Genomic DNA, 25,043 nt, shown 5'->3' with positions numbered 1-25,043 from the left:
AAACACCGTCGTCAGAGGGCCGTCCGTCATGCCCGCTCGCCTGCTGCTGTTCTGTGCACTGCTGTTATCCGCCGGACCGGCGCTGGCCATGACCATCTACCAGAGCAGGGACGCCTATGGCGTCGTCACCTACTCCGATCGGCCGATCGTCGGCGCACGTCCGTTCATCTTCCGCGATCGCATGGACGAGAAACTCGACAGCCAGGTCCATCTGCAGGCCACGCCCCATCCCGGCGGCGTGCATTTCTCCGTGTACAACGAGCTGTACGCCCCGGTGGAGGTCGAGCTGCGCCTGGAGCGCCTGGGCAATGCCCGGGAGGCCGGGCCGCGGGTGGTGCGACGGGTGATCGCGCCCCGTGCCACGGTGGCCCTGACCGGCCTTACGGCGCTTCGGCCGGGGCAGAAGGTCAGCTACAAGGAAACCTTGCGCACCGCCCTTGGCGATCCGTCATTGCGGCCCCAGGCCTATCGTTATCCGCTGCCCTGGCGTGGCGGGCCCTTCCGCCTGACCCAGGGGCCCAACGGTCGCTTCAGCCATTTTGGTCCGAAAGGCCGCTATGCCATGGACATCGCCATGCCCGAGGGCACGCCGATCATCGCCGCGCGGGCCGGTGTGGTGGTCAAGGTGGAAAACCAGCAGAGCGGGCGGGGTACCCAGCCCTCGGGCAACTTCGTGAGGATCCTGCACAACGACGGCACCATGGGCGTGTACCTGCACCTGATGCGCGGCTCGGTGCTGGTGCGCCAGGGCCAGCAGGTGGTCTACGGCACGCCGCTGGCGCGGTCCGGCAATACCGGGAGGAGTACTGCGCCGCACCTGCATTTCGTGGTGCAGCGCAATGTCGGGCTGGCGGTGGAGTCGATTCCCTACCAGTTCAGCCAGCCCATCGGCGGGTTGCCGAACTTCACCGCCGGCAACCCCTGACGCGGCTCAATCCAGCTTGAGCACCTTGGCCAGAACGATCTTCGGCCCTTTCATCTTCTTGATGATGATGCGCAAGCCTTCGACTTCCAGCACTTCTTCCTCTTCCGGAACCCGCTTGAGGGTCTCGTAGACCAGGCCGGCGAGGGTTTCCGCCTCGATATGGTCGAGGTCGATGCCCAGCAGGCGCTCGACCTTGAACAGCGGCGTATCACCCCGCACCAGCAGCTTGCCCGGCTGGTAGGCGAGGATGCCGCGCTCGGTCTTGCGGTGTTCGTCCTGGATATCGCCGACCAGCACTTCCAGCACGTCTTCCATGGTCAGGTAGCCGATCACCTTGCCGTCGGCTTCCTCGACCAGGGCGAAGTGCGCGCCGCCCTTGCGGAACTGCTCCAGCAGCTGCGACAGCGGCATGTGCCGGGACACGCGCTCCAGCGGCCGGGTCAGCTCCAGCAGGTTGAACGACTCCGGAACGTGATCCAGGGCGGCCAGTTCCAGCAGCAGGTCCTTGATGTGCAGCAGGCCGACGAACTCGCCGCGCTCGGCGTCGTACACCGGATAGCGGCTGAACTTGTGCCGGCGGAACATCGCCAGGATCTCTTTCAGCGGCGCATTGACGTCGAGGCTGATCATGTCTTCGCGGGAGTTGGCCCAGTCGACCACCTCCAGCTCGCCCATCTCCACCGCCGAGGCCAGCACGCGCATGCCCTGGTCGCTCGGATCCTGGCCGCGGCTGGAGTGGAGGATCAGCTTCAGCTCCTCGCGGCTGTAATGGTGCTCGTGGTGCGGGCCCGGCTCGCCCTGGCCGGCGATGCGCAGGATGGCGTTGGCGCTGGCGTTGAGCAGGTAGATGGCCGGGTACATCAGCCAGTAGAACAGGTACAGCGGCACGGCCGTCCACAGCGACAGCAGTTCCGGCTTGCGGATCGCCCAGGATTTTGGCGCCAGCTCGCCGACCACGATATGCAGGTAGGAAATCACGAAGAAGGCGCTGAAGAACGACACCGCCTTGATGATCTCCGGCGACTGCACGCCAACGGCAGCCAGCAGCGGTTCGAGCAGGTGGGCGAAGGCCGGTTCGCCGACCCAGCCCAGGCCCAGCGAGGCCAGGGTAATACCCAGCTGGCAGGCGGACAGGTAGGCGTCGAGTTGACTGTGCACGGTGCGCAGGATGCTGCCGCGCCAGCCGTGTTGCTCGGCAATCGCTTCGACCCGGGTCGAGCGCAGCTTGACCATGGCGAACTCGGCGGCAACGAAGAAGCCGTTGAGCAGGACCAGCAGCAGAGCGAAAAGAATCATGCCGAAATCGGCGAAAAGCGAGGCGAGGGAAATACTAGAGGAAGGATCCATGATGGGGTTTTACGGGGTTCCGTCTTTTTTGAAATAGGAAGAAATAGGTGCCAGCTTGTGCTGGCACGGTCCGCCAATGTAGCGGCTGGTCGCGCAAATGCAAAGTCCGCTGGATCAGTAAGCCTTTGCAGCAGCGAGTTGGGCCGTCGGGAAATGGCAGGTAAAAGTGCTGCCGTGGCCGGGCACGCTGCTGATTTCGAGGCGGCCGCGGTGGCGCAGCAGCACATGCTTGACGATGGCCAGGCCCAGGCCGGTGCCGCCGGTATTGGAAGCGCGGCTGGAGTCGACCCGGTAGAAGCGTTCGGTCAGGCGCGGCAGGTGCTTGGCGTCGATGCCGATCCCGGAGTCCTGCACGCTGAGGTGCGCGCCCTGTTCGTCGGCCCACCAGCGGATACGGATATTGCCACCGTCCTGGGTGTACTTCACCGCGTTGAACACCAGGTTGGAGAATGCGCTGCGCAGCTCCGCCTCGCTGCCCTTGAGGCGCAGGCCAGGCTCGGCCTCCAGGCTGATGCGCTGGTTGCGCTGGCCGGACAGCGCCAGGGCATCGCCCTTGATCGAGGTCAGCAGGCTGTCGATGGTCACCGGGTGATTGTCCGAGGGGTAGTCGGTGGCTTCCAGCTTGGCCAGCAGCAGCAGGTCGTTGAGCAGGGTCTGCATGCGCCCGCCCTGTTGTTGCATCTGCTGCAGGGCGCGGGTCCAGCGCGGGTTCACGTCCTCGACGTTGTCCAGCAGGGTCTCCAGGTAGCCGGCAATCACCGTCAGCGGGGTGCGCAGCTCGTGGGAGACGTTGGCGACGAAGTCCTTGCGCATCTGCTCCAGCTGGTGGATGCGGGTCACGTCACGCACCAGCATCAGGTGCTCGTTGTTGCCGTAGCGGGTGATATGGAACTGGATGCGCACGCGGTCGCTGGTTGGCGAGGGGATTTCCAGCGGCTCCAGGTAGTTTTCCTGCTCGAAGTATTCCTTGAAGCGCGGATGGCGGACCAGGTTGGTCACCGGCTGGCCGCTGTCCTGCGGGGTCTTCAGGCCCAGCAGGGTTTCGGCGGCGCGGTTCCACCACTCCAGGTTGCCTTCGCTGTCGAGCATGATCACCGCGTCCTTCAACGCGGCGGTGGACTCCTGGACACGGTCGATCACCGCTTGCAGGCGCCCGCGCACGCGTTGGTCGCGGCGTTGCAGGTGATAGATGCTGTCGAACACCTCGCCCCACAGGCCGTAGCCGTCCGGTGGCGGTTCGTCGGGTTTGTGCTCCTGCAGCCAGTGGTGCAGGCGCAGCATCTGCTTGAGGGTCCAGCCCAGGTAGACCGCCAGACCGAGGGCCAGGGCCCAGCCGTAGTAACCGCTGACCAGCCCGACCAGCAGGCAGGCGGTGATCAGCAGCAGCATGTGGCGAATCAGGGTGCCGTGCCAGTTCTGGTTCAATTGGAATCCTTGCGGATCAGCTCCAGGTCAGGGGCTGGAGCCGATCTCCTTGTGCTCTTGCTTGAAGCCTTGCGCTGGGCGGCTCAGCTCTTGGTCGAGAAACGGTAGCCGGTACCGCGAACGGTTTGTACCAGATTTTCGTAGGCCTCACCCAGCGCCTTGCGCAGGCGACGGATATGCACGTCGACGGTGCGTTCCTCGACGTAGACGTTGCCGCCCCAGACCTGGTCGAGCAACTGGCCACGGGTGTAGGCGCGTTCCTGGTGGGTCATGAAGAACTGCAGCAGGCGGTATTCGGTGGGGCCCATCTCGGCCGGCTTGCCGTCGATGGTGACGCGGTGGCTGATCGGGTCGAGCAGCAGGCCGCCTACTTCGATCGGGGCCTCGCCATCGGTAGGACCGGCGCGGCGCAGTACCGCCTTGAGGCGGGCGACCAGCTCGCGCGGCGAGAACGGCTTGGTGATGTAGTCGTCGGCGCCGACTTCCAGGCCCTGGATCTTGTTGTCTTCCTCACCCTTGGCGGTGAGCATGATGATCGGTACGTCGCTGGTCAGCTCGTCGCGCTTCAGGCGGCGGGCCAGCTCGATGCCCGAGGTGCCCGGGAGCATCCAGTCGAGCAGGATCAGGTCCGGCTTGCGGTCGACGATGATGGCGTGGGCCTGCTGGGAGTTCTCCGCCTCCAGGCAGTCATAGCCGGCCATTTCCAAGGCAACGGCGATCATTTCGCGAATGGGCGCTTCGTCGTCGACGATCAGAATGTTCCTGCCAACCATGCTCAAACCTCTTCCCAGCTTCAGGTGTCTTGGCCCGCATTAGATAACGGAATTATTGCAGCTGTGTGACAAGTCGGGGGCCGTTGCAGCAACATTCTGTTACTGAGCTAGGCTTTAAATCCCGCACTTCAACAACAAGACGGTGAATCCAATGACACGACATACGCTGAACTGGATGGCGCTTTGCGCAGCCCTGGCCCTGCCGGGAGTGGCACTGGCCGCGCCGGCCATGGAGAAGGACGGCATGCTGGTGGACCATGCCGGGATGACCCTCTACACCTTCGACAAGGACAGTGGTGGCAAGTCGATGTGTGCCGGTGAATGTGCCAAGAACTGGCCGCCGTTGATGGCCACGGCCGGCGACAAGGCCGAGGGCAAGTGGACGCAGATCAAGCGCGACGATGGCAGCATGCAGTGGGCCTATGACGGCAAGCCGCTGTACACCTTCGTCAAGGACAAGAAGGCCGGCGAGATGACCGGTGACGGCATGAAGGACGTCTGGCACGTGGCCAAGCCGTAGGCTTCACTGGCCTCATCGCCGGCAACGCCGGCTCCCACAGGATCGGCGCACACCGTAACTGTGGGAGCTGGCTTGCCAGCGATGAGGCCATCAGCAACAACACAGAATCAGCGGGTGGCGTAATCGATCACGATGCTGACGAAGATGATGAACCCCGCCCAATGGTTATGCAGGAACGCCTTGAAGCAGGCTTCCCGCTCCAGCCCTCGCGTCGACCAGTACTCCCAGGCGAAGCACAGCGCCGCACCCAGCAGCCCCAGGTGGAACCAGCCCCCCAGGCCGAACTGGTTGCCCGCCAGCAGCAGGCACAGCAACGATGCGCCCTGCAACGACAGGATGATGATGCGGTCGGCCTCGCCGAACAGGATCGCGGTGGATTTCACGCCGATCTTCAGGTCGTCGTCGCGGTCGACCATGGCGTAGTAGGTGTCATAACCCACCGTCCACAGCAGGTTGGCGATGTACAGCAGCCAGGCGATCGCCGGAAGCTCGCCGTTGGCCGCGGTAAAGGCCATGGGAATGCCCCAGGAGTACGCCGCGCCGAGCACCACCTGCGGGTAGTAGGTGTAGCGCTTCATGAACGGGTAGCAGGCCGCCAGCGCCACCGCGCCGAATGACAGCAGCACGGTCTTCTGGTTGGTGCACAGCACCAGCAGGAAGCTGATACCCACCAGCAGGGCGAACAGCGCCAGGGCTTCGCGGGCGCTGATCCGTCCGGCGGCCAGCGGGCGCTCGGCGGTACGCTTGACGTGGCCGTCGACCTTACGATCGGCGAAATCGTTGATCGCACAGCCTGCGGCGCGCATCAGGACCACGCCGAACAGGAAGATCAGCACGTTGGCGACGCTCGGCGAGCCGTTGCCGGCGATCCACACCGCAGACAGGGTCGGCCACAGCAGCAGGTAGATGCCGATCGGCTTGTCCATGCGGCTCAGCTGGATGAAGTCCCAGGCCCGCGGATGCAGGCGGTTGAGCGACTTGAGCAGGTTCAGGTACATCAGCGGACCTCCTTGAACGCTTCGGTGGCGTGCCACAGGCCGGGCAGGAACACTTCCGCCACCAGCACCCCGAGGGCGCCGCGATCGAAGCGCGAGCGCCGGCCCCACAGGTTATCGGCGGCCTGTTCGGCAGGCAGCCAGGCCGAGGGGTAATGGCAGACTTCGATGGCCTGGCGGACGAAGCCCTGGTCGCAGAACAGCAGTTCGCCCAGCGAGCGGCTGCCCAGGGCTTCCAGGTCCAGGCCGTCGTTGCGCAGGGCCTGGCGGCCGGCGACGCTGCGGGCGAATACCCAGGGCTCACCGTGACCACGCAGATAGACTTCGCGCACCCAGCCTTCGCTGCCGGCTGCCAGGCCCAGGGCCAGGCACTCGTCATCGCGCAGGGGCTGCCAGCCTTCGAACAGTGGAGTAACGGAAAAATGATCGGCGGACAGACGGATCAGGCGGCGGGTCAGGGAGCCCTGGTCGAACAGCCAGTCGAGGGTCAGCGCCTGGGTCCTGGCGGCGAGCCGCGCGTCATGCGGCGCCCAGTGCACGGCGGGATATTGCGGGGATTCGTTTGGCACGGTAGGTATGGGGTTACAGGCCAGTGAAGCGGCGAAGCTTAACATGTTTGCCCCGGGCGACTTGCATCGCCAGGCCGGGCTCAGTACAAAGCCCGCTGACGGCCGATCGCCATTTCCATAATTCCATGATCGTGCCTGGCCTGAACCCGAGGAGATGCAGCAATGAAAAAGTGGCAGTGCGTGGTGTGTGGCCTGATCTATGACGAGGCCGAGGGCTGGCCGGATGACGGCATCGCCCCCGGCACCCGTTGGGAAGACGTCCCGGAAGACTGGCTGTGCCCGGATTGCGGCGTAGGCAAGACCGATTTCGAAATGATCGCCATCGGCTGATCCGTTTTTAACCCTGACAAGGACTCTCAAGGCATGACCGATCCCGTAGTGATAATCGGCACCGGACTGGCGGGCTACAACCTCGCCCGCGAATTTCGCAAGCTCGATGGCGAGACGCCGTTGCTGCTGATCACTGCGGACGACGGCCGCTCCTATTCCAAGCCGATGCTCTCCACCGGTTTTGCCAAGAACAAGGACGCCGACGGCCTGAGCATGGCCGAGCCGGGCGCCATGGCCGAGCAGCTCAAGGCCGAGATCCGCACCCACACGCGCATCAGCGGCATCGACCCGGGCCACAAGCGCCTGTGGATCGGCGAGGAACAGGTGCGTTATCGCGACCTGGTGCTGGCCTGGGGGGCGGAGACCGTGCGGGTACCGATGGAAGGCGACGCCAGCGACGCGGTGTTCCCGATCAATGACCTGGAGGATTACGCGCGCTTTCGTGCAGCAGCGGCGGGCAAGCGCCGGGTGCTGATCCTAGGTGCCGGGCTGATTGGCTGCGAGTTCGCCAACGATATGAGCCTGGGTGGTTTCGAGGTGGAGGTCGTGGCGCCGTGCGAACAGGTCATGCCGACCTTGCTGCATCCGGCGGCGGCTGCGGCGGTGCAGGCGGGTCTGCAAGGGCTTGGCGTGCGTTTCCACCTGGGGCCGGTGCTGACCCGTCTGCAACGGGTTGGAGACGGCCTGGAGGCGCACCTGTCGGACGGTACGCTGATCGCCTGTGACCTGGTGGTGTCGGCGGTCGGCTTGCGCCCGCGCACCGATCTTGCCGCCGCAGCGGGGCTGCGCATCAATCGCGGCGTGGTGGTGGACCGGGAACTGCGCACCTCCCACGCCAATATCTTCGCCCTGGGCGACTGCGCCGAGGTCGATGGCCTCAATCTGCTCTACGTGATGCCTTTGATGAGCGGCGCCCGGGCACTGGCGCAGACCCTGGCTGGCAAGCCGACGGCGGTCGGCTACGGGCCGATGCCGATCACGGTCAAGACCCCGGTCTGCCCGCTGGTGGTGTCGCCACCGCCCCTTGGAAGCGAAGGAAGCTGGAGTGTGGAAGGCCAGGGCGGCGACCTGAAAGTGCTCTGCCACGATGCTCAGGGCCAGTTGCTCGGCTATGCCCTTACCGGCAGTGCGGTGATGGAGAAGTTGGCCTTGAATCGCCAGCTTCCGGCCTTGCTGGCGTAAATACCGGTCGTTCTGTCGGATTTACCCTTCCATTGCCCGCTCAATGGCCGCGCAGAGACTGGCGCGGCCCCGGACGGCGTGCCATCCTCACTCCCGTCTGCCGCAGACTAGAGCCTGCGGTGCCTTGGGCGCTGCCTTCGAGGGCAGCACGGCATAACAACAAAAATCCCGTCAAAGAGGCTTCACCATGCGCAAATCCGATCTCGCCGCAGCCATCGCTGAAAAGGCCGACCTCACCAAAGACAAGGCCGGCCAGGTACTGAATGTCATCCTGGAAGAAATCAGCAAGTCGCTGGGCAATGCGGACCCCGTGACACTGGTCGGTTTCGGCACCTTCGAGAAGCGTCACCGGGGCGCTCGTACCGGCAAGAACCCGCAAACCGGCGAGCCGGTGAAAATCAAGGCCAGCAATACCGTGGCGTTCAAGCCAGGCAAGGCCCTCAAGGAAAGCGTCAACTGATGGTGTGATCCATCGAGTGCAGGCAAAACGGGCATCTGGGGATGCCCGTTTTGTTTTGTGGCGAACGTGCAAGAAATACCGCTGGATCAGTAGCTTTCGTTCATTAAAAGGATAAACTGCGCGCGCCAGTCACTTTTTCACCGAGGCGCATTCATGAAGTTCCGCTTTCTCCTTTGGGCCATGGGGCTGTTGATGGCCCGGGCCAGTCGCAAGAATCCGGCGTTCCAGCAACAGCTGAAGGACAAGGACCTGGTGTTCCAGTTGCAGACCCTGGACGGCAAGGCGGCACGTCACTTTGTCGTCAAGGACAGCCGCATCAGCAGCAGTGGCGGCACCCATCCGGCGCCGGCCTTCGCCATCGCCTTCAAGGACGCGGCCTTCGGCTTCGAGACGCTGCAGGCGAAGAACAAGCAACTGGCGTTCATGCAGGGGATTCAGGACAAGACCATCCAGATCAAGGGCAACCCGGCGCTGGTGATCTGGTTTCAGGGCTTGATGAAGTATTTGAAGCCGAAGAAGAAGTAGGGCATCAGTACAGTGCTGATGCAGCTGGCCTCATCGCTGGCAAGCCAGCTCCCACAGGGGGTGTGGGAGCTGGCTTGCCAGCGATGAGGCCGTAAATCCCTTTAGTGCTGGCTGAACTGCGACGCCAGCTCGCGCAACATCACTTCCGCTTCCAGCACCTTGTTCACCACGTCCTCTGCCTTCTCGCGGCTGATGCTCAGGCGGTCGAGCAGCTCGTCCGGAATCGCCTCGTCCGGGCCCGAGCCGATGCCACGGGCGCGCAGCAGGCGCACCGAGAGGCAGACCAGATTGGCGAACGGCGCATAGTCGCCGGCGTAGTGCGGGTCGTTCTGGAAGCGCAGGGCGGTGGCCAGTTCTTCCGGCATGTCCCAGAAGCGCATCAGCCAGGCACCGATCTGCTCGCGGCTGATACCCAGCAGGTGCTGCTCGACATAGCTGTGGCAGACATGCGGGTTGACCTCCAGGTGCCGGCAGATCAGCGAGAAATGCGGCGGGAAGACGTGGGCCAGCAGCAGGTAGCCGAAGTTGTGCAGCAGGCCCGCCAGGTAGGTCAGGCCGGCTTCGGGGCGCTCGGCGCGCGGCATGGCGCGGGTCAGGCCCTCGATTACCGCGGCGGTGTAGATCGATTGCTGCCAGTACGGCGTGGTGTGTTGCGGGTGGTCCTTAGGCAGGCTGAGGGTCTTGCCCAGAGCCAGGCCCAGTGCCAGGTTGATCACCAGGTCGAAGCCAAGCACGCGGACGATCGCGTCTTCCACCGAGCGGATCTTGCCGGGCGAGGCGTAGTAGGGCGACGCCGCCCAACTGACCACCTGGGCCGCCAGCGCCGGGTCGGTTTCCACAACGCCGGTGATGTCGTCGATGGTGGCGTTGGGGTCGACCCGCAGCTTGATGATCTTCTGCGCGGTCTCGGCCAGCGGCGGAATCTCGATGGTCGACTCCAGACGCTGCTGGATGCGCCGTGCGGTGAAGGCCTGGACCGCCTGGGTGATCTCGTCACGGTCGTCCAGCGGGCGGTCGAGGTTGGGGTGGATCTTGCTCAGCAGCTCGCCGAACTGGCCGGCGCTGGCCTTGCTGAGCATCTTGCGGAAGTCGTCGCGCTCGATCTCCAGCAGCAGGCCCGCTTCTCCCGACTGCACCAGCAGGGCGTCGGGCTTGAGCACGCTGTCTTCGTACAGGCATGGCGAACTGGTCAGCGCCGGGATACCGGGGAGAATCTTCAGCCCATGCTTGTCGAGCATCAGTTGCAGGCGCTCCAGCGGTACGGCGGCGAGCTTGCGTCCGGTCAGCTCGGTGAGGCGGCTGAGGTCGAGCAACTGGCTCTGCGGCAACAGCACCATGAGGGCGCCGACCGTGTCATCGAGCAGCACGGCCTGGACGCGGGTTTCGGGCGGCAGCTGCGGGTGGTCGGCCACTTCGCGGTAGGCGACGCCCAGCTTGTCGAGCAGCAGCCGGATAACAGACGGAACCTGTGGGGTTGCGGTATCGAGGGCAACTTCAATCATGGTCTGTATCCAAATTCTTTACAGTGGCGAGAGTATAACCAGCTTGACTGGCGGCCTGGATCCAATTCCGCCGAACACGTCACACCTGGCCGTATTGTTGGCCGTGACGCAGCCAGCGTTCCAATAGCGGGCTGACATGATCGGGCCAGCGTGCCAGCAGGGCCTGGGCTGCGTCGCGCACTGCGGGCAGCAGGTCGGCGTCGCGCATCAGGTCGGCGACCTTGAATTGCAGCAGGCCGGTCTGGCGGGTGCCGAGCATTTCCCCGGGGCCGCGCAGCTCCAGGTCTTTTTCGGCGATGACGAAACCGTCATTGGTTTCGCGCATGATTCCCAGGCGTTCGCGACCGATCTGCGACAGTGGCGGATGGTAGAGCAGCACGCAGTGACTCACTGCGCTGCCGCGTCCGACCCGGCCGCGTAACTGGTGCAACTGGGCCAGGCCCAGACGCTCGGGGTTTTCGATGATCATCAGGCTGGCGTTGGGTACGTCCACGCCGACCTCGATCACCGTCGTCGCCACCAGCAATTGCAGGCGGCCTTCCTTGAATTCAGCCATGATCGCGGCTTTTTCCGCAGGCTTCATGCGCCCGTGGATCAGGCCCACGCGCAGTTCGCCCAGGGCCATCGACAACTCTTCGAAGGTGGTCTCGGCTGCCTGGCAGGTCAGTTCCTCGGATTCTTCGATCAGGGTGCACACCCAGTAGGCCTGGCGCCCTTCGGCGCAGGCGGCGCGGACCCGTTCGACCACTTCGAAGCGCCGGCTGTCGGCGACCAGCACGGTGTTCACCGGGGTCCGGCCGGGCGGCAGTTCGTCGAGGATCGAGGTGTCGAGGTCGGCGTAGGCGCTCATGGCCAGCGTCCGCGGGATCGGCGTCGCGGTCATGATCAACTGATGCGGGCAGAAGCGGCCGCCGACGCCTTTCTGGCGCAGGGCCAGGCGTTGCTGCACGCCGAAGCGGTGCTGCTCGTCGATGATCGCCAGGGCGAGGTTGTGGAACTTCACCTCCTCCTGGAACAGCGCATGGGTACCGACCACCATCGGCGTGCCGGTGGCGATCTGCTCCAGTGCCGCCGTGCGGGCCTTGCCCTTGAGCTTGCCGGCCAGCCAGGCGACTTCGATGCCCAGCGGTTCGAGCCAGCGCTTGAAGGTGAGGTAGTGCTGTTCGGCGAGAATCTCGGTCGGCGCCATCAGCGCCACCTGGTAGCCGGCTTCCAGGGCCTGCAGGGCGGCCAGGGCGGCGACCACGGTCTTGCCGGCGCCGACATCGCCCTGCACCAGGCGCAGCATGGGTTCCTGCTGGCTCAGGTCGTAGGCGATCTCGTTGCCCACCCGCTGCTGCGCACCGGTCGGCGGGAAGCCCAGGTTGGCAAGGAATTGCTGGGGCAGGCGCTTGGCCTTGGGCAGTACCGGCGCGCGCAGGGAGCGCATGCTTTCGCGCAGGCGCTGTTGCGAGAGCTGGTGGGTCAGCAGTTCTTCGAACGCCAGGCGGTGCTGGGCCCAGTGCTGGCCCTCGGCGAGCTCGTCGACATCGGCATCCGCCGGCGGCTGGTGCAGGTAGCGGATGGCTTCGTCCAGCGGCCCGAGGTGGTAGTCCCGGGCCAGCTCTTCCGGCAGCCAGTCCGGCAGGCTGCGCGGGCCGAGCAGGGTCAGGGTCTGCTGGCTCAGCTGGCGCAGGCGTTGCTGGGTCAGGCCTTCGGTGGTCGGGTAGATCGGTGTCAGGGTCTGGTCCACCGGGGGCGGCGGTTCGTTGCCGTTGAGGGTGCGGTATTCCGGGTGGTAGATCTCCAGGCCGGAGGCGCCAGGGCGTGCCTCGCCGTAGCAGCGCACATGGGTGCCGCGCTTGAGCGCGTCCTTCTGCGCCATGCTGAAGTGATAGAAGCGCAGGCTGAGCACGCCGCTGCCGTCACCCAGGCGCACCACCAGGCTGCGGCGCTTGCCCATGACCACGTCGGCGCCGCTGACCACGCCTTCGATCACCGCATCCTGGCCCGGGCGCAGGGCACCTATGGGCACCACGCGAGTGCGGTCCTGATAGCGCAGGGGCAGGTGGAACAGCACGTCCTGGAGGTTTTCCAGGCCGACCTTGGCCAGTTTCTCGGCCAGGGCTTCACCTACGCCTTTCAGTGCCGTAACCGACACATGGGACAACTCGGTCATGACGACGACCTACTCGCTCGCAGGCGGCTTGGCCACGGAGCAGAGGCGAATCGAGTCAGCGAGGATCTCGATGGCCTTGGGCCGCGGGAAGCTGGCACGCCAGGCGATGGCGACGGTGCGGAAGGGTGTCGGTGGGCTCAACGGCCGTACTTCGATGACGCCCGGAGCGTAGTGATGGCTGTGCACCGCCGACAGCGGCAGGATCGAAACACCCAGGCCGGAGGCAACCATGTGCCGGATGGTTTCCAGGGAGCTGGACTCCACCGTGGTGTGCTTGGCGCTGTCGCTGCCCTTGCCCAGGGTCGGACAGGCTTCCAGGACCTGGTCGCGGAAGCAGTGGCCCTCGCCGAGCAGCAGCAGGCTCTTGTCGTTGAGCAGGCTGGCGTCGATGGTCTCCTGCTGGGTCCACGGATGGCCGCTGGGCATCAGCACGTAGAACGGCTCGTCGTAGAGCGGCAGGGTCAGCACGTCGGCTTCGTTGAAGGGCAGGGCGATGATCACCGCGTCCAGCTCGCCGTTGCGCAGTTTGTCGCGCAGCACGTGGGTGAAGTTTTCTTCGATGTACAACGGCATCTGCGGGGCGACCCGGTGCAGTTGCGGGATCAGGTGCGGGAACAGGTAGGGGCCGACGGTGTAGATCGCGCCGACCTTGAGTGGCGCGGTCAGCTGGTTCTTGCCGGCCTGGGCCAGCTCGCGGATGCCCTGGGCCTGTTCAAGGACCTTCTGTGCCTGGGCGACGATGCTTTCGCCGACCGGGGTCAGGCGCACCGCGCTCTTGCTGCGTTCGAAGATCAGTACGCCGAGTTCGTCCTCGAGCTTTTTCACGCCCACCGACAGGGTCGGCTGGCTGACATGGCAGCGTTCGGCGGCATGGCCGAAATGCTGTTCCTGGGCAAGAGTGACGATGTAGCGCAATTCTGTAAGGGTCATAACGTGCGTCCATGAAGTAGCGGCCCCAGCATAGCGGCTGCAACCGATAGACGCACGTTATCAGACTTGCGTGCGTACGACAGAAACGATGATTGCAAGAAAAACGGCCGCATCAGCGGCCGGCTTTCTTGGTGCGTGGTTAGCGCCTGCTCTTTTCGAGCGAGAAGACGAACGGTGCCTTCAGGTCGATGACGCCGTTGGAAAGGATCTCCTTGGGCGGCTTGGGCAGCGGTTGAGCCTTGCGGATCATCTCCAGGGTCGCACGGTCCAGCGAGGCGCTGCCGGACTTGCCTACCAGCTCGTACGAAACCACCCGACCTTCGGTATCGACCACGAAGCGCAGTTGGGTAATACCGGTCTGGCCACGGCGACGCGCGTCTTCCGGGTAGCGCTTGAACTTCGCCAGGTGATTCAGCAGTTCGCTCTGCCAGGTCGCTTTCGCTTCGCTGTTGCTCGGCACGCTCGGCGCCGGTGCGGCTGCTGGCGTTGCCGGGGCCGGGCTTGGCGGTGCATCGGCGACTTCCTGATCGACCGGCGTTTCCTTCGGCTCTTCCTTCTGCACCGGCTTCGGCGGCTGAGGCTTGGCCTTGGGCTTGGCGGGCTTGGGAATGGCGATCTTGGGCTTCGGTGCTTCGACCAGCTTCGGCAGTGGCGGCTCCTCCACCGGTGCCGGCGGCTGTGGCGGCGTCACTACCTTGGGCGGTGGCGGCGGCGCTGGCTCCGGCATCGGTGGCATCGCGATCATCATGGCCGCGGGCGGCAATTCGATTGCCTCCGTCCTTGACCAGTTCAGCGCGACCCAGATAGCCAAGGCATGCACCGCCAGTACGAAGACCAGACCACCGCAGTAACGCAACAGTGTGTCCCGGGTCTCGATCATTTCTTCGCTGCCGTCTCAAGCCCGACCAGGCCGACCTTGAGGTAGCCGGCTGCGCGCAGAATGTTCATGACTTCCATCAGATCGCCGTAGTCCACGCCCTTGTCGGCCTGGAAGAAGATCGTGGTTTCCTTGTCGCCCTTGGTCTTGGCATCCAGCAGTGCGCCCAACTGGTCGCTCTGCGGGACCAGATCGTCACCGAGGTAAAGCTTCTGGTCGGCCTTGACGCTGAGGAACACCGGTTTCTCCGGCCTCGGCGCGGGTTTCGCCGTCGAGGCGGGCAGGTCGACCTTGATGTCGACCGTTGCCAGCGGTGCCGCGACCATGAAGATGATCAGCAGCACCAGCATCACGTCGATGAACGGCGTTACGTTGATTTCGTGGTTCTCGGCGAGATCGTCGCCACCCTCGTTAAGATGCAGGCCCATGGCTTACCCCACTTTCACCATGTGCGGCTGAGCAGCGCGCTCGCCTGGCTGATGGTCCAGGTCGCGGCTGACCAGCAGCAGAACCTGCGCCGAGGCGTCGGACACCTGGGCCTTGTAGCCGGCGATGGAGCGGGCGAAGACGTTGTAGATCACTACGGCAGGAATCGCGGCGACCAGACCCAGTGCGGTGGCCAGCAGGGCTTCGGCGATGCCGGGAGCAACGACGGCGAGGTTGGTGGTCTGGGTTTTGGCGATGCCGATGAAGCTGTTCATGATGCCCCACACGGTACCGAACAGACCGACGAACGGCGCGGTGGAACCGATGGTAGCCAGTACGCCGGTGCCGCTGGACATGTTGCGGCCGCTGGCGGCGACCAGGCGCTCCAGACGGAAGCTGACACGCTCCTTGATGCCTTCCTTCTCGCGGGCGTTGGCCGACAGGTGCATTTCTTCCAGGGCGTCGTGGATCAGCACGTGGGCCAGGGTGCCTGGCTTGTCGGCTTTCTCCGATGCGTCCTTGAGGGTGGCCGATTTCTTCAGGGCGGCGATTTCGCCACGCAGGCGACGTTTGGCGCGTACCAGTTCGAGGCCTTTGGCGATCCAGATGGTCCAGGTGATGATCGAGGCGATGGCCAGGCCGATCATCACTGTTTTAACCACGACGTCGGCGTTCTGGTACATGCCCCATGGCGACAGATCGTGGCCCATGCCCAGGGTCGGATCGTCGGCCATCGGTTCGCCGTCTTCATTCAGTGGTTGCTCGACTGCGCCTTCCACCGGGGCAGCAGCCGGGTCGACCGGAGCGGCTGCAGCGTGCTCGGCGCCAGCGGCGGCTGGCGTGCTACCTTCCGCTACCGGGGCGACAGGCGCTGCTGCTGCGGCAGGAGCAGCCTGGGCTGCAGTCGGCTCTTCAGCCATGGCGACAGGTGTCAGCATCAGGCTGAACATCAGCGCTGCGATGGCGCGCAGGGCGCGCGACGTGGTTGGCGAAGCGGAGGGTTGAATGCGTGTCATGCTGGCCGGACCTGATGAAGAAGAATGAGTGGATGGTCCTCAAGGCCTCGAAACAGGCCGAGAACGGAAAAATGGGCGGCCATTATTGCAAGTAATTCTTGTTAGCAGAAGTAATAAAGTAGCTTTTTTTCCAGGGCCGCTAGCCGCCTATCGATTTTGCCGGGATAGTCCGGGTCTTTGATTACGGGAGTTTCATCATGTCTGCACCTTCAGTACTGATCGTCGGTTGTGGCGATGTGGGTGGTCGCCTGGCCAGGCAGTTGCTGGCTGGAGGCTGGTCGGTCAGCGGACTGCGCAGAAATGTTAGTGCATTACCGGCCGGTGTCACGGCGATCGCCGCCGATCTGGAGCAATCCTTGGCACCGGCGGACTGGCCGCTGGCGGGGCCGGATTACCTGGTCTATTGCGTGGCTGCGAGCCAGCATGACGAGCCTGGCTATCGCCGCGCCTATGTCGACGGCTTGCGCAATGTCCTTGGCTGGCTGGCCGAGCGTGGGCAAAAGCCGCGTCGCCTGCTGTTCGTGTCCAGCAGCAGCGTTTATGCCCAGCAGGGTGGTGAGTGGATAGACGAAACGGCGGAAACCGCGCCGCAGGAGTATTCCGGGCGGGTGATGCTGGAGGCGGAGCAACTGGCGCTCGATAGCGGCATTCCGGCCAGCGTGGTGCGTTTGACCGGAATCTATGGCCCGGGTCGTGAATGGTTGTTGAGCCAGGTCCGCCAGGGCTACAGGGTGATGGAGGAGCCGCCGCTTTATGGCAACCGCATCCATGCCGAGGACGCCGCTGGCCTGCTGGCCTTCCTGTTGTGCGCCGACCAGGCAGGGCGGCAGTTGGACGATTGCTATATCGGTGTGGACGATGCACCTGCGCCGCTGGCCGAGGTGGTTGCCTGGTTGCGCGAGTACATGGGTGTTACCGAGTGGTCGGAGCAGCAGCGGGTCCGGCGGACCGGCAGCAAGCGTTGCAGCAATGCCCGCGCCCGGGCGCTTGGCTGGGCGCCGGCCTATCCCAGCTATCGCGAGGGGTATGCGGCGATTCTCGAGGGGCAAAAGTCCTGACAGGCAACATCATTGACCCTGCGGGCCTCATCGCTGGCAAGGCCAGCTCCCACAGGGATCGCGCCGAACACAGATACTGTGGTTGGCCCAGAACCCTGTGGGAGTCGGCTTGCCGACGATGAGGCCAGCAGTCACAACATCAATCTGCTTGCTCGCCACCATAGAATCTCTCGCGGGGTCCGCATAACCGGCGGAGTGCTATTTGCGCTCCAGCAGCCAGCGCCGGGCGCCCGGACGCAGTTCGGGCATCTCGTCCGGCTGGGCTTCGTTGATGGCCTGGAAGATTTCCAGCTGCTTGCCGTCACGCTTGAAGATCCACGGGTTGCCTTGCTGGTTGCGCTCCAGCCACATGCTGTCGTACTTGCCGGTCATGGTGGCGCAGTCGCCGGCCAGGCACAGGGCGTAGCGGTCGAGGTTGGGCAAGCCGTCCAGGCCGCCATTGTCGCGGAAGCGCACGGTACCACCCTGGCCCGGGCCTTCCAGTACACGCCAGTCGCCTTTCATGTAGGCGCCATACAGGGCTTTCTCGAAGATGGCCCCTGGCGGAACGTCGGCGTCGATCACGTCGCTGTTGCGCTGGAAACGTTGCTCCGGGGCCCAGTCGCTGGCCTGCTGCACCAGTTCCTTGCCATCCAGCTCAAGGTTTTCCACCTGGTCGCCATCCAGTTGCACTTGCCAATGGTCTTCGTCGATCGCTTTCAGGCGGCCTTCGACCAGTTCGAAACCATTGCTGTAGCTGGCCTGGCCCGCCGCGACATTGACCTTCCACTCGAAGTTCGGACCATTGCGCTCCAGCGCATAGCGCAGGCCGGTGCCCTTGGCGGCGGCATCGATCGCGTTCTGGTTGATCCAGACGCCGTTGTAGTCTTCGGGTTTGTGGCTGGCGCAGCCGCCCAGCAGTGCGGCAACCAGGGAAAGGGCAAGCGCGTGGCGCATGGCGGGGTCCTTCAGGAAAAGATGCGGCGAGCCGAACGACTCGCCGCGGGGGTATTACTCGAGAACCAGGATAGCGTCCATCTCGACCTGCGCACCGCGTGGCAGGGCGGCAACGCCGATGGCGGCGCGAGCAGGGTATGGCTGCTCGAAGTAGCGGCCCATGACTTCGTTGACCTTGGCGAAGTGGCTCAGGTCGGTCAGGAAGATGTTCAGCTTGACGATGTCCTTGAACGAACCGCCAGCGGCTTCGGCAACGGCCTTGAGGTTTTCGAACACCTGGACGGTCTGGGCTTCGAAGCCTTCGACCAGTTCCATGGTTTTCGGATCGAGAGGGATCTGGCCCGACATGTAGACGGTGTTGCCAGCCTTGATCGCCTGGGAGTAGGTGCCGATGGCGGCAGGTGCCTTGTCGCTGTTGATGACGGTCTTGGTCATGGTGACTCCTTGCAAGGGAAGGGCTACGCGCGCATGCGGGTGATGCGGATGACGCCCGTCAGCGCGCGCAGTTTCTTGATCACGCGGGCCAGGTGCACGCGGTCGTGCACGCTGACCACCAACTGGACGACGCTGATGCGACCATCGCGCTCATCCATGCTGATTTTCTCGATGTTGCCATCGGCGGCATTGACGCTGCTGGCCAGCAGGGCAATCAGGCCGCGCTGGTGTTCCAGCTCGACGCGCAACTCGACGTTGAACTCGCCGGTGACGTCCTTGGCCCAGGACAGCTGGATGCATTTTTCCGGGTTGTGGCGGATTTCGCTGATGTTCCGGCAGCTCTCCAGGTGCACCACCATGCCTTTGCCGGCCGACAGGTGACCGACGATCGGGTCGCCCGGGATCGGCGTGCAGCACTTGGCGTAGCTCAGGACCAGGCCTTCGGTGCCGCGGATCGCCAGCGGACCTTCCGGGTTCGGCAGCTGCTCGCCCTCGGTGGACAGCAGGCGGCGGGCGACCACGTAGGCCATGCGGTTGCCCAGGCCGATGTCTTCCAGCAGGTCTTCGATGAGCTCCAGGCGGTACTCGCCGAGCATGGCCTGGATGCGTTCCGGCGGAATCTTGTCGAGGGCGCTGTCGAAGCCGTTGAGCACCTTGTTCAGCAGGCGTTCGCCGAGGTTGATCGACTCGGAGCGACGCTGCAGCTTGAGGGCGTGGCGAATATGCGTACGCGCCTTGCCGGTGACCACGAAGTTGAGCCAGGCCGGATTCGGCCGGGCGCCCGGGGCGCTGACGATTTCCACCGTGGAACCGCTCTGCAGCGGTTCCGACAGCGGCGCCAGGCGGCGGTTGATACGGCAGGCGATGCAGCTGTTGCCGACGTCGGTATGCACTGCATAGGCGAAGTCGACCGCAGTGGAGCCTTTGGGCAGCTCCATGATGCGGCCCTTGGGCGTGAACACGTAGACCTCGTCCGGGAACAGGTCGATCTTCACGCTCTCGATGAATTCGAGGGAGTTGCCTGCACGTTGCTGCAATTCCAGCACGCCCTTGACCCACTGCCGCGCACGGGCGTGGGTGCCCTTGGGCTGCTCGTCGTCGCTGGACTTGTACAGCCAGTGGGCGGCGATGCCGTTGTTGGCCATCTCTTCCATCTCGCGGGTGCGGATCTGGATCTCGATGGGCACGCCGTGCATGCCGAACAGCGTGGTATGCAACGACTGGTAGCCGTTGGCCTTGGGGATCGCGATGTAGTCCTTGAAGCGGCCGGGCAGCGGCTTGTACAGGTTGTGCACGGCGCCGAGCACGCGGTAGCAGGTGTCGACCTTGTCGACGATGATGCGGAACGCGTAGACATCCATGATCTCGTTGAAGGCCCGGCGTTTGCCGCGCATCTTCTTGTAGATGCCATAGATGTGCTTCTGCCGCCCGCTGACCTCGCCCTGGATGCCGTCGACGGCCAGGCAGTGGCTCAGCGATTCCTCGATCTTGTTGACGATTTCCTTGCGGTTGCCGCGTGCGCGCTTGACCGCCTGGTAGATGCGCGCCGAGCGCATCGGGTACATCGCCTTGAAGCCCAGGTCCTCGAACTCGATCCGCACGCTGTGCATGCCGAGGCGATTGGCGATGGGGGCGTAGATCTCGAGGGTTTCCTTGGCAATGCGCCGGCGTTTCTCGCCGGACAGCACTTCCAGGGTGCGCATGTTGTGCAGGCGGTCAGCCAGCTTGACCAGGATCACGCGGATATCGCGAGCCATGGCCATGGCCATCTTCTGGAAGTTTTCCGCCTGGGCCTCGGCCTTGGTCTCGAAGTTCATCTGGGTCAGCTTGCTGACGCCATCGACCAGCTCGGCGACGGTCTCGCCAAACTGCGAACTGAGGGCTTCCTTGGCGATGCCGGTGTCTTCGATCACGTCGTGCAGCATGGCCGCCATCAGGCTCTGATGGTCCATGTGCATGTCGGCGAGGATGCTGGCGACGGCCAGCGGATGCGTGACGTACGCCTCGCCACTGCGGCGACGCTGGCCATCGTGGGCCTGCTCGGCGTAGAAATAGGCCCGGCGGACCAGGTTGACCTGGTCGGGACCCAGATAGGTCGATAGGCGATCGGCGAGGGCGTCTATGCTCGGCAAGATTCGACCTCCTGCCGAGGATAAGGGACCCGCGCCGTACAACGTCGACCAGGCATGGACTTAGACGGCCTCGTTGGCCTCGTCCTCGAACGTCGGGAAGACCGGGTCTTCGGTGACGATCTCTTCGGCGGCGATGAACTCCGGAGTCACGATACCTTCGGCGATTTCACGCAGTGCCACGACGGTGGGCTTGTCGTTTTCCCAGGCCACTTTCGGCTCTTTGCCGCCGGTCGCCAGTTGACGGGCACGCTTGGTGGACAGCATGACCAGCTCAAAACGGTTATCAACGTGTTCCAGGCAGTCTTCAACGGTTACGCGGGCCATGGTGTTCCTCGAATAGCGAATGCGGTGTTCTGCCCGAGAGTGGGCGAGTGGACTCGGCAGTTTAAAAAATAACCAGCCTTTATGGAAGCGCTGTTTTCGGCCGCGAGCCCTGAATAGGCTGACGATACCTACTTGTAAGCGTCTATTTCAATAGTCTTCATCTATTGCTCAGATCAACGCGTTGCGCAGGCGTGGCGTCAGTTCGTCGAACAGGGTCTGCACCGAGCGCAGGGCCCGGCAATCCGGGCGGGTGAGCAGCCACAACTGAGTGTCGCAGCCGGGCAGGGCGTCGCTCAGTTGCGCCACGCCCGGCAGGGTATGCGCCATGTAGTCCGGCAGTGCCGCCACGCCGAGTCCGGCGCCGACCATCTGGGCGATGGAGGCGATTCCGCTGCAGCGGTAGCGCGGCAGCACGGCGGGGAGTTTCTCGCTGCGCCAGACCACGGTGGGGTGGTCCTGCATGGAATCGTCCGGGGCGATCCACGGCACGCTGGCCGGATTTTCGTTCAGGCGCTGACGAAACTCCTCACGCCCGCAGACGACATAGGACGCCGAGCCCAGGCAGCGTCCGACCAGATGCTCCGGCGGCGCATTGGTCAGGCGCAGGGCCAGGTCGGCGTCGCGCCGGCTGAGGTTGGCGAAGGTGTTGGAGGTGGCCAGCTCCAGGGTCAGGGCCGGGTAGGCCGGCATGAATTCGGCCAGCGCCGGCAGCAGCAGGCTGTGCAGCACGGCGTCGGTGCAGGTCAGGCGTACCGTGCCGCTGACCACCTGCTCGCCATGGGCCAGCGCCACCCGCGCTGCATCCAGGGCCTGTTCGGCGCGTTCGGCCTGCTCGGCCAGGGCCTGGGCGGTGCCGGTGGGTATGTAGCCCTTGCGGCTCTTTACGAACAACGCGGTGCCCAGCGCCGCCTCCATCCGCCGGATCGAGCGAAACACCGTGGAAACGTCGACCTTGAGCAGTTCCGCCGCTTTCGCCAGGGAGCGTCCGCGGACCAGGGCGAGAACCAGGGAGAGGTCGGCATGGCTGATCTGATATTGCATCGGTGCACTCTTCGCTTGCCAAAACGCCAATGTTTGTTTGCGTGGAGGCCATTCTATAGTGCGATTCCCTCGATGGACTACCCGAGAACAAGACCAGCCATCGCCCCCGAATACCCGCATTACCTCCCTACATCGCTGCCCCTACAAAAATTCCAAAGGATGCCTAGCCATGACGTCGGTCTCCCCGTGCGCCATCCCCGTTGATGAAATGGGCGAATTCCTCAAGGCCCACCCCGAGGTGCAATTCGTCGATCTGTTGATCGCCGACATGAACGGGGTAGTGCGCGGCAAGCGCATCGAGCGGGCGAGCCTGGTCAAGGTCTACGAAAAGGGCATCAACCTGCCCGCGTCGCTGTTCGCCCTCGATATCAACGGCTCCACCGTGGAAAGCACCGGCCTGGGTCTGGATATCGGCGACGCCGACCGCATCTGCTACCCGATCCCCGGCACCCTGAGTTTCGAGCCCTGGCAGAAGCGCCCCACCGCACAATTGCTGATGACCATGCACGAGCTGGACGGCACGCCGTTCTTCGCCGACCCGCGGGAAGTGCTACGCGGCGTTGTAGAGAAGTTCGACGCCCTGGGCCTGACCATCTGCGCCGCGTTCGAACTGGAGTTCTATCTGATCGACCAGGACAACCTCAACGGTCGTCCGCAGCCGCCGCGCTCGCCGATTTCCGGCAAGCGCCCGCAATCGACCCAGGTCTACCTGATCGACGACCTCGACGAGTACGTCGACTGCCTCCAGGACATGCTCGAAGCCGCCAAGGAGCAGGGCATCCCGGCCGACGCCATCGTCAAGGAAAGCGCCCCGGCGCAGTTCGAAGTGAACATGCACCACGTCGCCGATCCGATGAAGGCCTGCGACTACGCGCTGCTGCTCAAGCGGGTGATCAAGAACATCGCCTACGACCATGAAATGGACTCCACCTTCATGGCCAAGCCCTATCCGGGCCAGGCTGGCAACGGCCTGCACGTGCATATCTCGCTGCTCGACAAGGCCACCGGCAAGAACATCTTCACCAGCGATGACCCCGAGCAGAACGACGCCCTGCGCCACGCCATCGGCGGCGTGCTGGAAACCATGCCGGCGTCCATGGCCTTCCTCTGCCCGAACATCAACTCCTACCGCCGCTTCGGCGCCCAGTTCTACGTGCCCAACGCACCGAGCTGGGGCCTGGACAACCGCACCGTGGCAGTCCGCGTGCCGACCGGCAGCAGCGACGCGGTACGCATCGAGCACCGGGTGGCCGGTGCCGACGCCAACCCCTACCTGATGATGGCCGCGATCCTCGCCGGGATTCATCACGGTCTGACCAACAAGATCGAGCCGGGCGCGCCGATCGAAGGCAATTCCTACGAGCAACTGGAACAGACCCTGCCGAACAACCTGCGCGACGCCCTGCGCGAGCTGGACGACAGCGAAGTGCTGAACCAGTACATCAGCCCCGACTACATCGATATTTTCGTCGCCTGCAAGGAAAGCGAACTGGCGGAGTTCGAGGTGTCGATTTCCGACCTCGAATACAACTGGTACCTGCACACGGTCTGATGCCCGGAGAACAACAATGACAATCCCGTCTCGCGAACAGTGGGAAACCCTCTACCAAAGCCTGCGCATCGAAGGCCGTGCCTTTGTCGACGGCGCCTACCGTGCCAGCGTTTCCGGTGACACCTTCGACTGCATCAGCCCGGTCGACGGCCGTGCCCTGGCCGCCATCGCCAGCTGCGATGCCGCCGACGCCGAACTGGCCGTGGCCGCTGCCCGCCGTACCTTCGACAGCGGCGTCTGGGCCCACCAGGCGCCAGCCCAGCGCAAGCGTGTGCTGATTGCCTTCGCCGACTTGCTGCTGGCCAATGCCCAGGAGCTGGCGCTACTGGAAACCCTGGACATGGGCAAGCCGATCGCCGATTCCCTGGCTATCGACATCCCGGCGGCAGCGAACTCGATCCGCTGGTCGGCCGAGGCCATCGACAAGGTCTACGACGAAGTGGCGCCGACGCCCCACGACCAGCTCGGCCTGGTGACTCGCGAGCCGATCGGCGTGGTTGCAGCCATCGTGCCGTGGAACTTCCCGCTGATGATGGCCTGCTGGAAGCTCGGCCCGGCCCTGGCCACGGGCAACTCGGTGATCCTCAAGCCGTCGGAGAAATCGCCGCTGACCGCCATCCGTGTGGCCCAGCTGGCGCTTGAAGCCGGCATCCCGGCGGGCGTGTTCAACGTGCTGCCGGGCTACGGCCACACCGTGGGCAAGGCCCTGGCCCTGCACATGGATGTGGATACCCTGGTGTTCACCGGCTCGACCCGGATCGCCAAGCAACTGATGGTCTACGCCGGCGAGTCGAACATGAAGCGCGTCTGGCTGGAGGCTGGCGGCAAGAGCCCGAATATCGTCTTCGCCGACGCGCCTGATCTGTCTGCCGCCGCTGAAGCCGCCGCGGCCGCCATCGCCTTCAACCAGGGCGAGGTGTGCATCGCCGGCTCGCGGCTGCTGGTGGAGCGCTCGGTGAAGGAGCGCTTCCTGCCGATGGTGGTGGAGGCCCTCAAGGCCTGGAAACCGGGGCATGCGCTGGATCCGCAGACCCGCGTCGGCGCCCTGGTGGACGGCACCCAGCTGGACACGGTGCTGGGCTATGTCGAGGCGGGCAAGGCCGATGGTGCGACCCTGGTCGCGGGTGGCCAGCGTGTGCTGGAGGAGACCTGCGGGGTGTATGTCGAGCCGGCGATCTTCGATGGCGTGACCAACGCCATGCGCATCGCTCGTGAGGAAATCTTCGGTCCGGTGCTGTCGGTGATCACCTTCGACAGTGCCGAGGAAGCCATTGCCATCGCCAACGACTCGCCCTTCGGCCTGGCGGCGGCGGTGTGGACGGCGGACATCTCCAAGGCGCACCGCAGTGCTCGTGCCTTGCGTGCCGGCAGTGTGTGGATCAACCAGTACGACGGCGGCGACATGACCGCGCCGTTCGGTGGTTTCAAGCAGTCGGGTAACGGCCGCGACAAGTCGCTGCATGCCTTCGACAAGTACACCGAACTGAAGGCGACCTGGATCAAGCTCTAAGAGATCTTTGACGCGACGCGGACCCTGTGGGAGCTGGCTTGCCAGCGATTGCGATGGTGAATTCACTAAAGCAATCGCTGGCAAGCCAGCTCCCA

The 25,043-nt window shown here is 64.4% G+C and carries 25 protein-coding genes; 9 read left to right on the top strand and 16 right to left on the bottom strand.

The window, feature by feature from the left end:
- Positions 1-28 precede the first annotated feature (28 nt).
- Positions 29-925, top strand: a complete 897-nt coding sequence (locus ACODSK_RS00875) for a peptidoglycan DD-metalloendopeptidase family protein (RefSeq protein ID WP_489013128.1) — start codon at positions 29-31, stop codon at positions 923-925.
- A 6-nt stretch (positions 926-931) separates the two neighbouring features.
- Here ACODSK_RS00875 and ACODSK_RS00870 read toward each other — a convergent pair whose 3' ends face one another.
- The 3 genes from ACODSK_RS00870 to phoB all read right to left on the bottom strand — a co-directional run bounded on the left by ACODSK_RS00870 (position 932) and on the right by phoB (position 4,470).
- Entirely contained in the window at positions 932-2,272 is a 1,341-nt protein-coding gene (locus tag ACODSK_RS00870; RefSeq protein ID WP_489013127.1) for a hemolysin family protein, read from the bottom strand.
- A 114-nt stretch (positions 2,273-2,386) separates the two neighbouring features.
- Entirely contained in the window at positions 2,387-3,661 is a 1,275-nt protein-coding gene (gene phoR / locus ACODSK_RS00865) for a phosphate regulon sensor histidine kinase PhoR (protein ID WP_489013327.1), read from the bottom strand.
- 119 nt (positions 3,662-3,780) lie between these two features.
- Entirely contained in the window at positions 3,781-4,470 is a 690-nt protein-coding gene (gene phoB, locus ACODSK_RS00860; protein WP_489013126.1) for a phosphate regulon transcriptional regulator PhoB, read from the bottom strand.
- 151 nt (positions 4,471-4,621) lie between these two features.
- Between phoB and ACODSK_RS00855 the strand changes: the two genes are divergently transcribed.
- Positions 4,622-4,990, top strand: coding sequence for a COG4315 family predicted lipoprotein (locus ACODSK_RS00855; protein WP_489013125.1), 369 nt, complete (start codon positions 4,622-4,624; stop codon positions 4,988-4,990).
- Positions 4,991-5,097: 107 nt separating this feature from the next.
- On the opposite strand, the gene ubiA is transcribed toward ACODSK_RS00855, so the two are convergent.
- Both ubiA and ACODSK_RS00845 read right to left on the bottom strand, forming a co-directional pair.
- Positions 5,098-5,988: a 4-hydroxybenzoate octaprenyltransferase gene (ubiA, locus tag ACODSK_RS00850; protein WP_489013124.1), complete on the bottom strand. Its 891-nt coding sequence runs from the start codon at positions 5,986-5,988 to the stop codon at positions 5,098-5,100.
- Positions 5,988-6,599: a chorismate--pyruvate lyase family protein gene (locus tag ACODSK_RS00845; protein WP_489013123.1), complete on the bottom strand. Its 612-nt coding sequence runs from the start codon at positions 6,597-6,599 to the stop codon at positions 5,988-5,990. The genes ubiA and ACODSK_RS00845 overlap by 1 nt, the downstream gene beginning before the upstream one ends.
- 117 nt (positions 6,600-6,716) lie before the next feature.
- Between ACODSK_RS00845 and ACODSK_RS00840 the strand changes: the two genes are divergently transcribed.
- The 4 genes from ACODSK_RS00840 to ACODSK_RS00825 all read left to right on the top strand — a co-directional run bounded on the left by ACODSK_RS00840 (position 6,717) and on the right by ACODSK_RS00825 (position 9,051).
- Positions 6,717-6,884: a rubredoxin gene (locus ACODSK_RS00840; RefSeq protein WP_009394419.1), complete on the top strand. Its 168-nt coding sequence runs from the start codon at positions 6,717-6,719 to the stop codon at positions 6,882-6,884.
- A 33-nt stretch (positions 6,885-6,917) separates the two neighbouring features.
- A complete protein-coding gene (locus ACODSK_RS00835) occupies positions 6,918-8,066 on the top strand; it encodes an NAD(P)/FAD-dependent oxidoreductase (protein WP_489013122.1) in 1,149 nt (382 codons plus the stop codon).
- A gap of 187 nt (positions 8,067-8,253) precedes the next feature.
- Positions 8,254-8,526: an HU family DNA-binding protein gene (locus tag ACODSK_RS00830; protein WP_489013121.1), complete on the top strand. Its 273-nt coding sequence runs from the start codon at positions 8,254-8,256 to the stop codon at positions 8,524-8,526.
- A 153-nt stretch (positions 8,527-8,679) separates the two neighbouring features.
- Complete coding sequence (locus ACODSK_RS00825) at positions 8,680-9,051, top strand: helicase (RefSeq protein WP_489013120.1); 372 nt, start codon at positions 8,680-8,682, stop codon at positions 9,049-9,051.
- Between the two features lie 101 nt (positions 9,052-9,152).
- Here ACODSK_RS00825 and ACODSK_RS00820 read toward each other — a convergent pair whose 3' ends face one another.
- The 6 genes from ACODSK_RS00820 to exbB form a co-directional block, all read right to left on the bottom strand.
- A complete protein-coding gene (locus tag ACODSK_RS00820) occupies positions 9,153-10,553 on the bottom strand; it encodes an aminoacyl-tRNA deacylase and HDOD domain-containing protein (RefSeq protein ID WP_489013118.1) in 1,401 nt (466 codons plus the stop codon).
- 79 nt (positions 10,554-10,632) lie between these two features.
- Positions 10,633-12,711, bottom strand: coding sequence for an ATP-dependent DNA helicase RecG (gene recG / locus ACODSK_RS00815; protein WP_489013117.1), 2,079 nt, complete (start codon positions 12,709-12,711; stop codon positions 10,633-10,635).
- A gap of 9 nt (positions 12,712-12,720) precedes the next feature.
- Entirely contained in the window at positions 12,721-13,641 is a 921-nt protein-coding gene (locus ACODSK_RS00810; protein WP_489013116.1) for a hydrogen peroxide-inducible genes activator, read from the bottom strand.
- A gap of 139 nt (positions 13,642-13,780) precedes the next feature.
- Positions 13,781-14,521 (bottom strand): energy transducer TonB, encoded by a 741-nt coding sequence (locus ACODSK_RS00805; protein WP_489013115.1) that lies wholly within the window; start codon positions 14,519-14,521, stop codon positions 13,781-13,783.
- Positions 14,518-14,946 (bottom strand): TonB system transport protein ExbD, encoded by a 429-nt coding sequence (gene exbD, locus ACODSK_RS00800; RefSeq protein WP_489013114.1) that lies wholly within the window; start codon positions 14,944-14,946, stop codon positions 14,518-14,520. Before exbD ends, ACODSK_RS00805 begins: the two co-directional genes overlap by 4 nt.
- 3 nt (positions 14,947-14,949) lie before the next feature.
- Positions 14,950-15,960, bottom strand: coding sequence for a tonB-system energizer ExbB (gene exbB / locus ACODSK_RS00795; RefSeq protein ID WP_489013112.1), 1,011 nt, complete (start codon positions 15,958-15,960; stop codon positions 14,950-14,952).
- Positions 15,961-16,157: 197 nt separating this feature from the next.
- On the opposite strand from exbB, the gene ACODSK_RS00790 reads away from it, so the two are divergent.
- Positions 16,158-17,018, top strand: a complete 861-nt coding sequence (locus ACODSK_RS00790; RefSeq protein ID WP_489013111.1) for an SDR family oxidoreductase — start codon at positions 16,158-16,160, stop codon at positions 17,016-17,018.
- Between the two features lie 198 nt (positions 17,019-17,216).
- Here the strand turns inward: ACODSK_RS00790 and ACODSK_RS00785 are convergent, their stop codons facing one another.
- From ACODSK_RS00785 to ACODSK_RS00765, 5 genes are all read right to left on the bottom strand, one after another.
- Positions 17,217-17,954, bottom strand: a complete 738-nt coding sequence (locus ACODSK_RS00785; protein WP_489013110.1) for a hypothetical protein — start codon at positions 17,952-17,954, stop codon at positions 17,217-17,219.
- Between the two features lie 54 nt (positions 17,955-18,008).
- Positions 18,009-18,389, bottom strand: a complete 381-nt coding sequence (locus ACODSK_RS00780) for a RidA family protein (RefSeq protein WP_489013109.1) — start codon at positions 18,387-18,389, stop codon at positions 18,009-18,011.
- Positions 18,390-18,412: 23 nt separating this feature from the next.
- Positions 18,413-20,521: a bifunctional GTP diphosphokinase/guanosine-3',5'-bis pyrophosphate 3'-pyrophosphohydrolase gene (gene spoT, locus ACODSK_RS00775; RefSeq protein ID WP_489013108.1), complete on the bottom strand. Its 2,109-nt coding sequence runs from the start codon at positions 20,519-20,521 to the stop codon at positions 18,413-18,415.
- A gap of 60 nt (positions 20,522-20,581) precedes the next feature.
- Entirely contained in the window at positions 20,582-20,845 is a 264-nt protein-coding gene (gene rpoZ, locus ACODSK_RS00770) for a DNA-directed RNA polymerase subunit omega (RefSeq protein ID WP_009394405.1), read from the bottom strand.
- A gap of 168 nt (positions 20,846-21,013) precedes the next feature.
- Entirely contained in the window at positions 21,014-21,886 is an 873-nt protein-coding gene (locus ACODSK_RS00765; protein ID WP_489013107.1) for a LysR family transcriptional regulator, read from the bottom strand.
- Positions 21,887-22,055: 169 nt separating this feature from the next.
- Here ACODSK_RS00765 and ACODSK_RS00760 point away from each other — a divergent pair, with 169 nt between their 5' ends.
- Positions 22,056-23,438 (top strand): glutamine synthetase family protein, encoded by a 1,383-nt coding sequence (locus ACODSK_RS00760; protein WP_489013106.1) that lies wholly within the window; start codon positions 22,056-22,058, stop codon positions 23,436-23,438.
- Between the two features lie 16 nt (positions 23,439-23,454).
- Positions 23,455-24,948: an aldehyde dehydrogenase gene (locus ACODSK_RS00755; protein WP_489013105.1), complete on the top strand. Its 1,494-nt coding sequence runs from the start codon at positions 23,455-23,457 to the stop codon at positions 24,946-24,948.
- The last annotated feature ends 95 nt before the right edge of the window (positions 24,949-25,043 follow it).

It is taken from the genome of Pseudomonas sp. FG98 (assembly GCF_057808595.1).
This window is presented reverse-complemented; position numbering and strand designations above follow the sequence as displayed.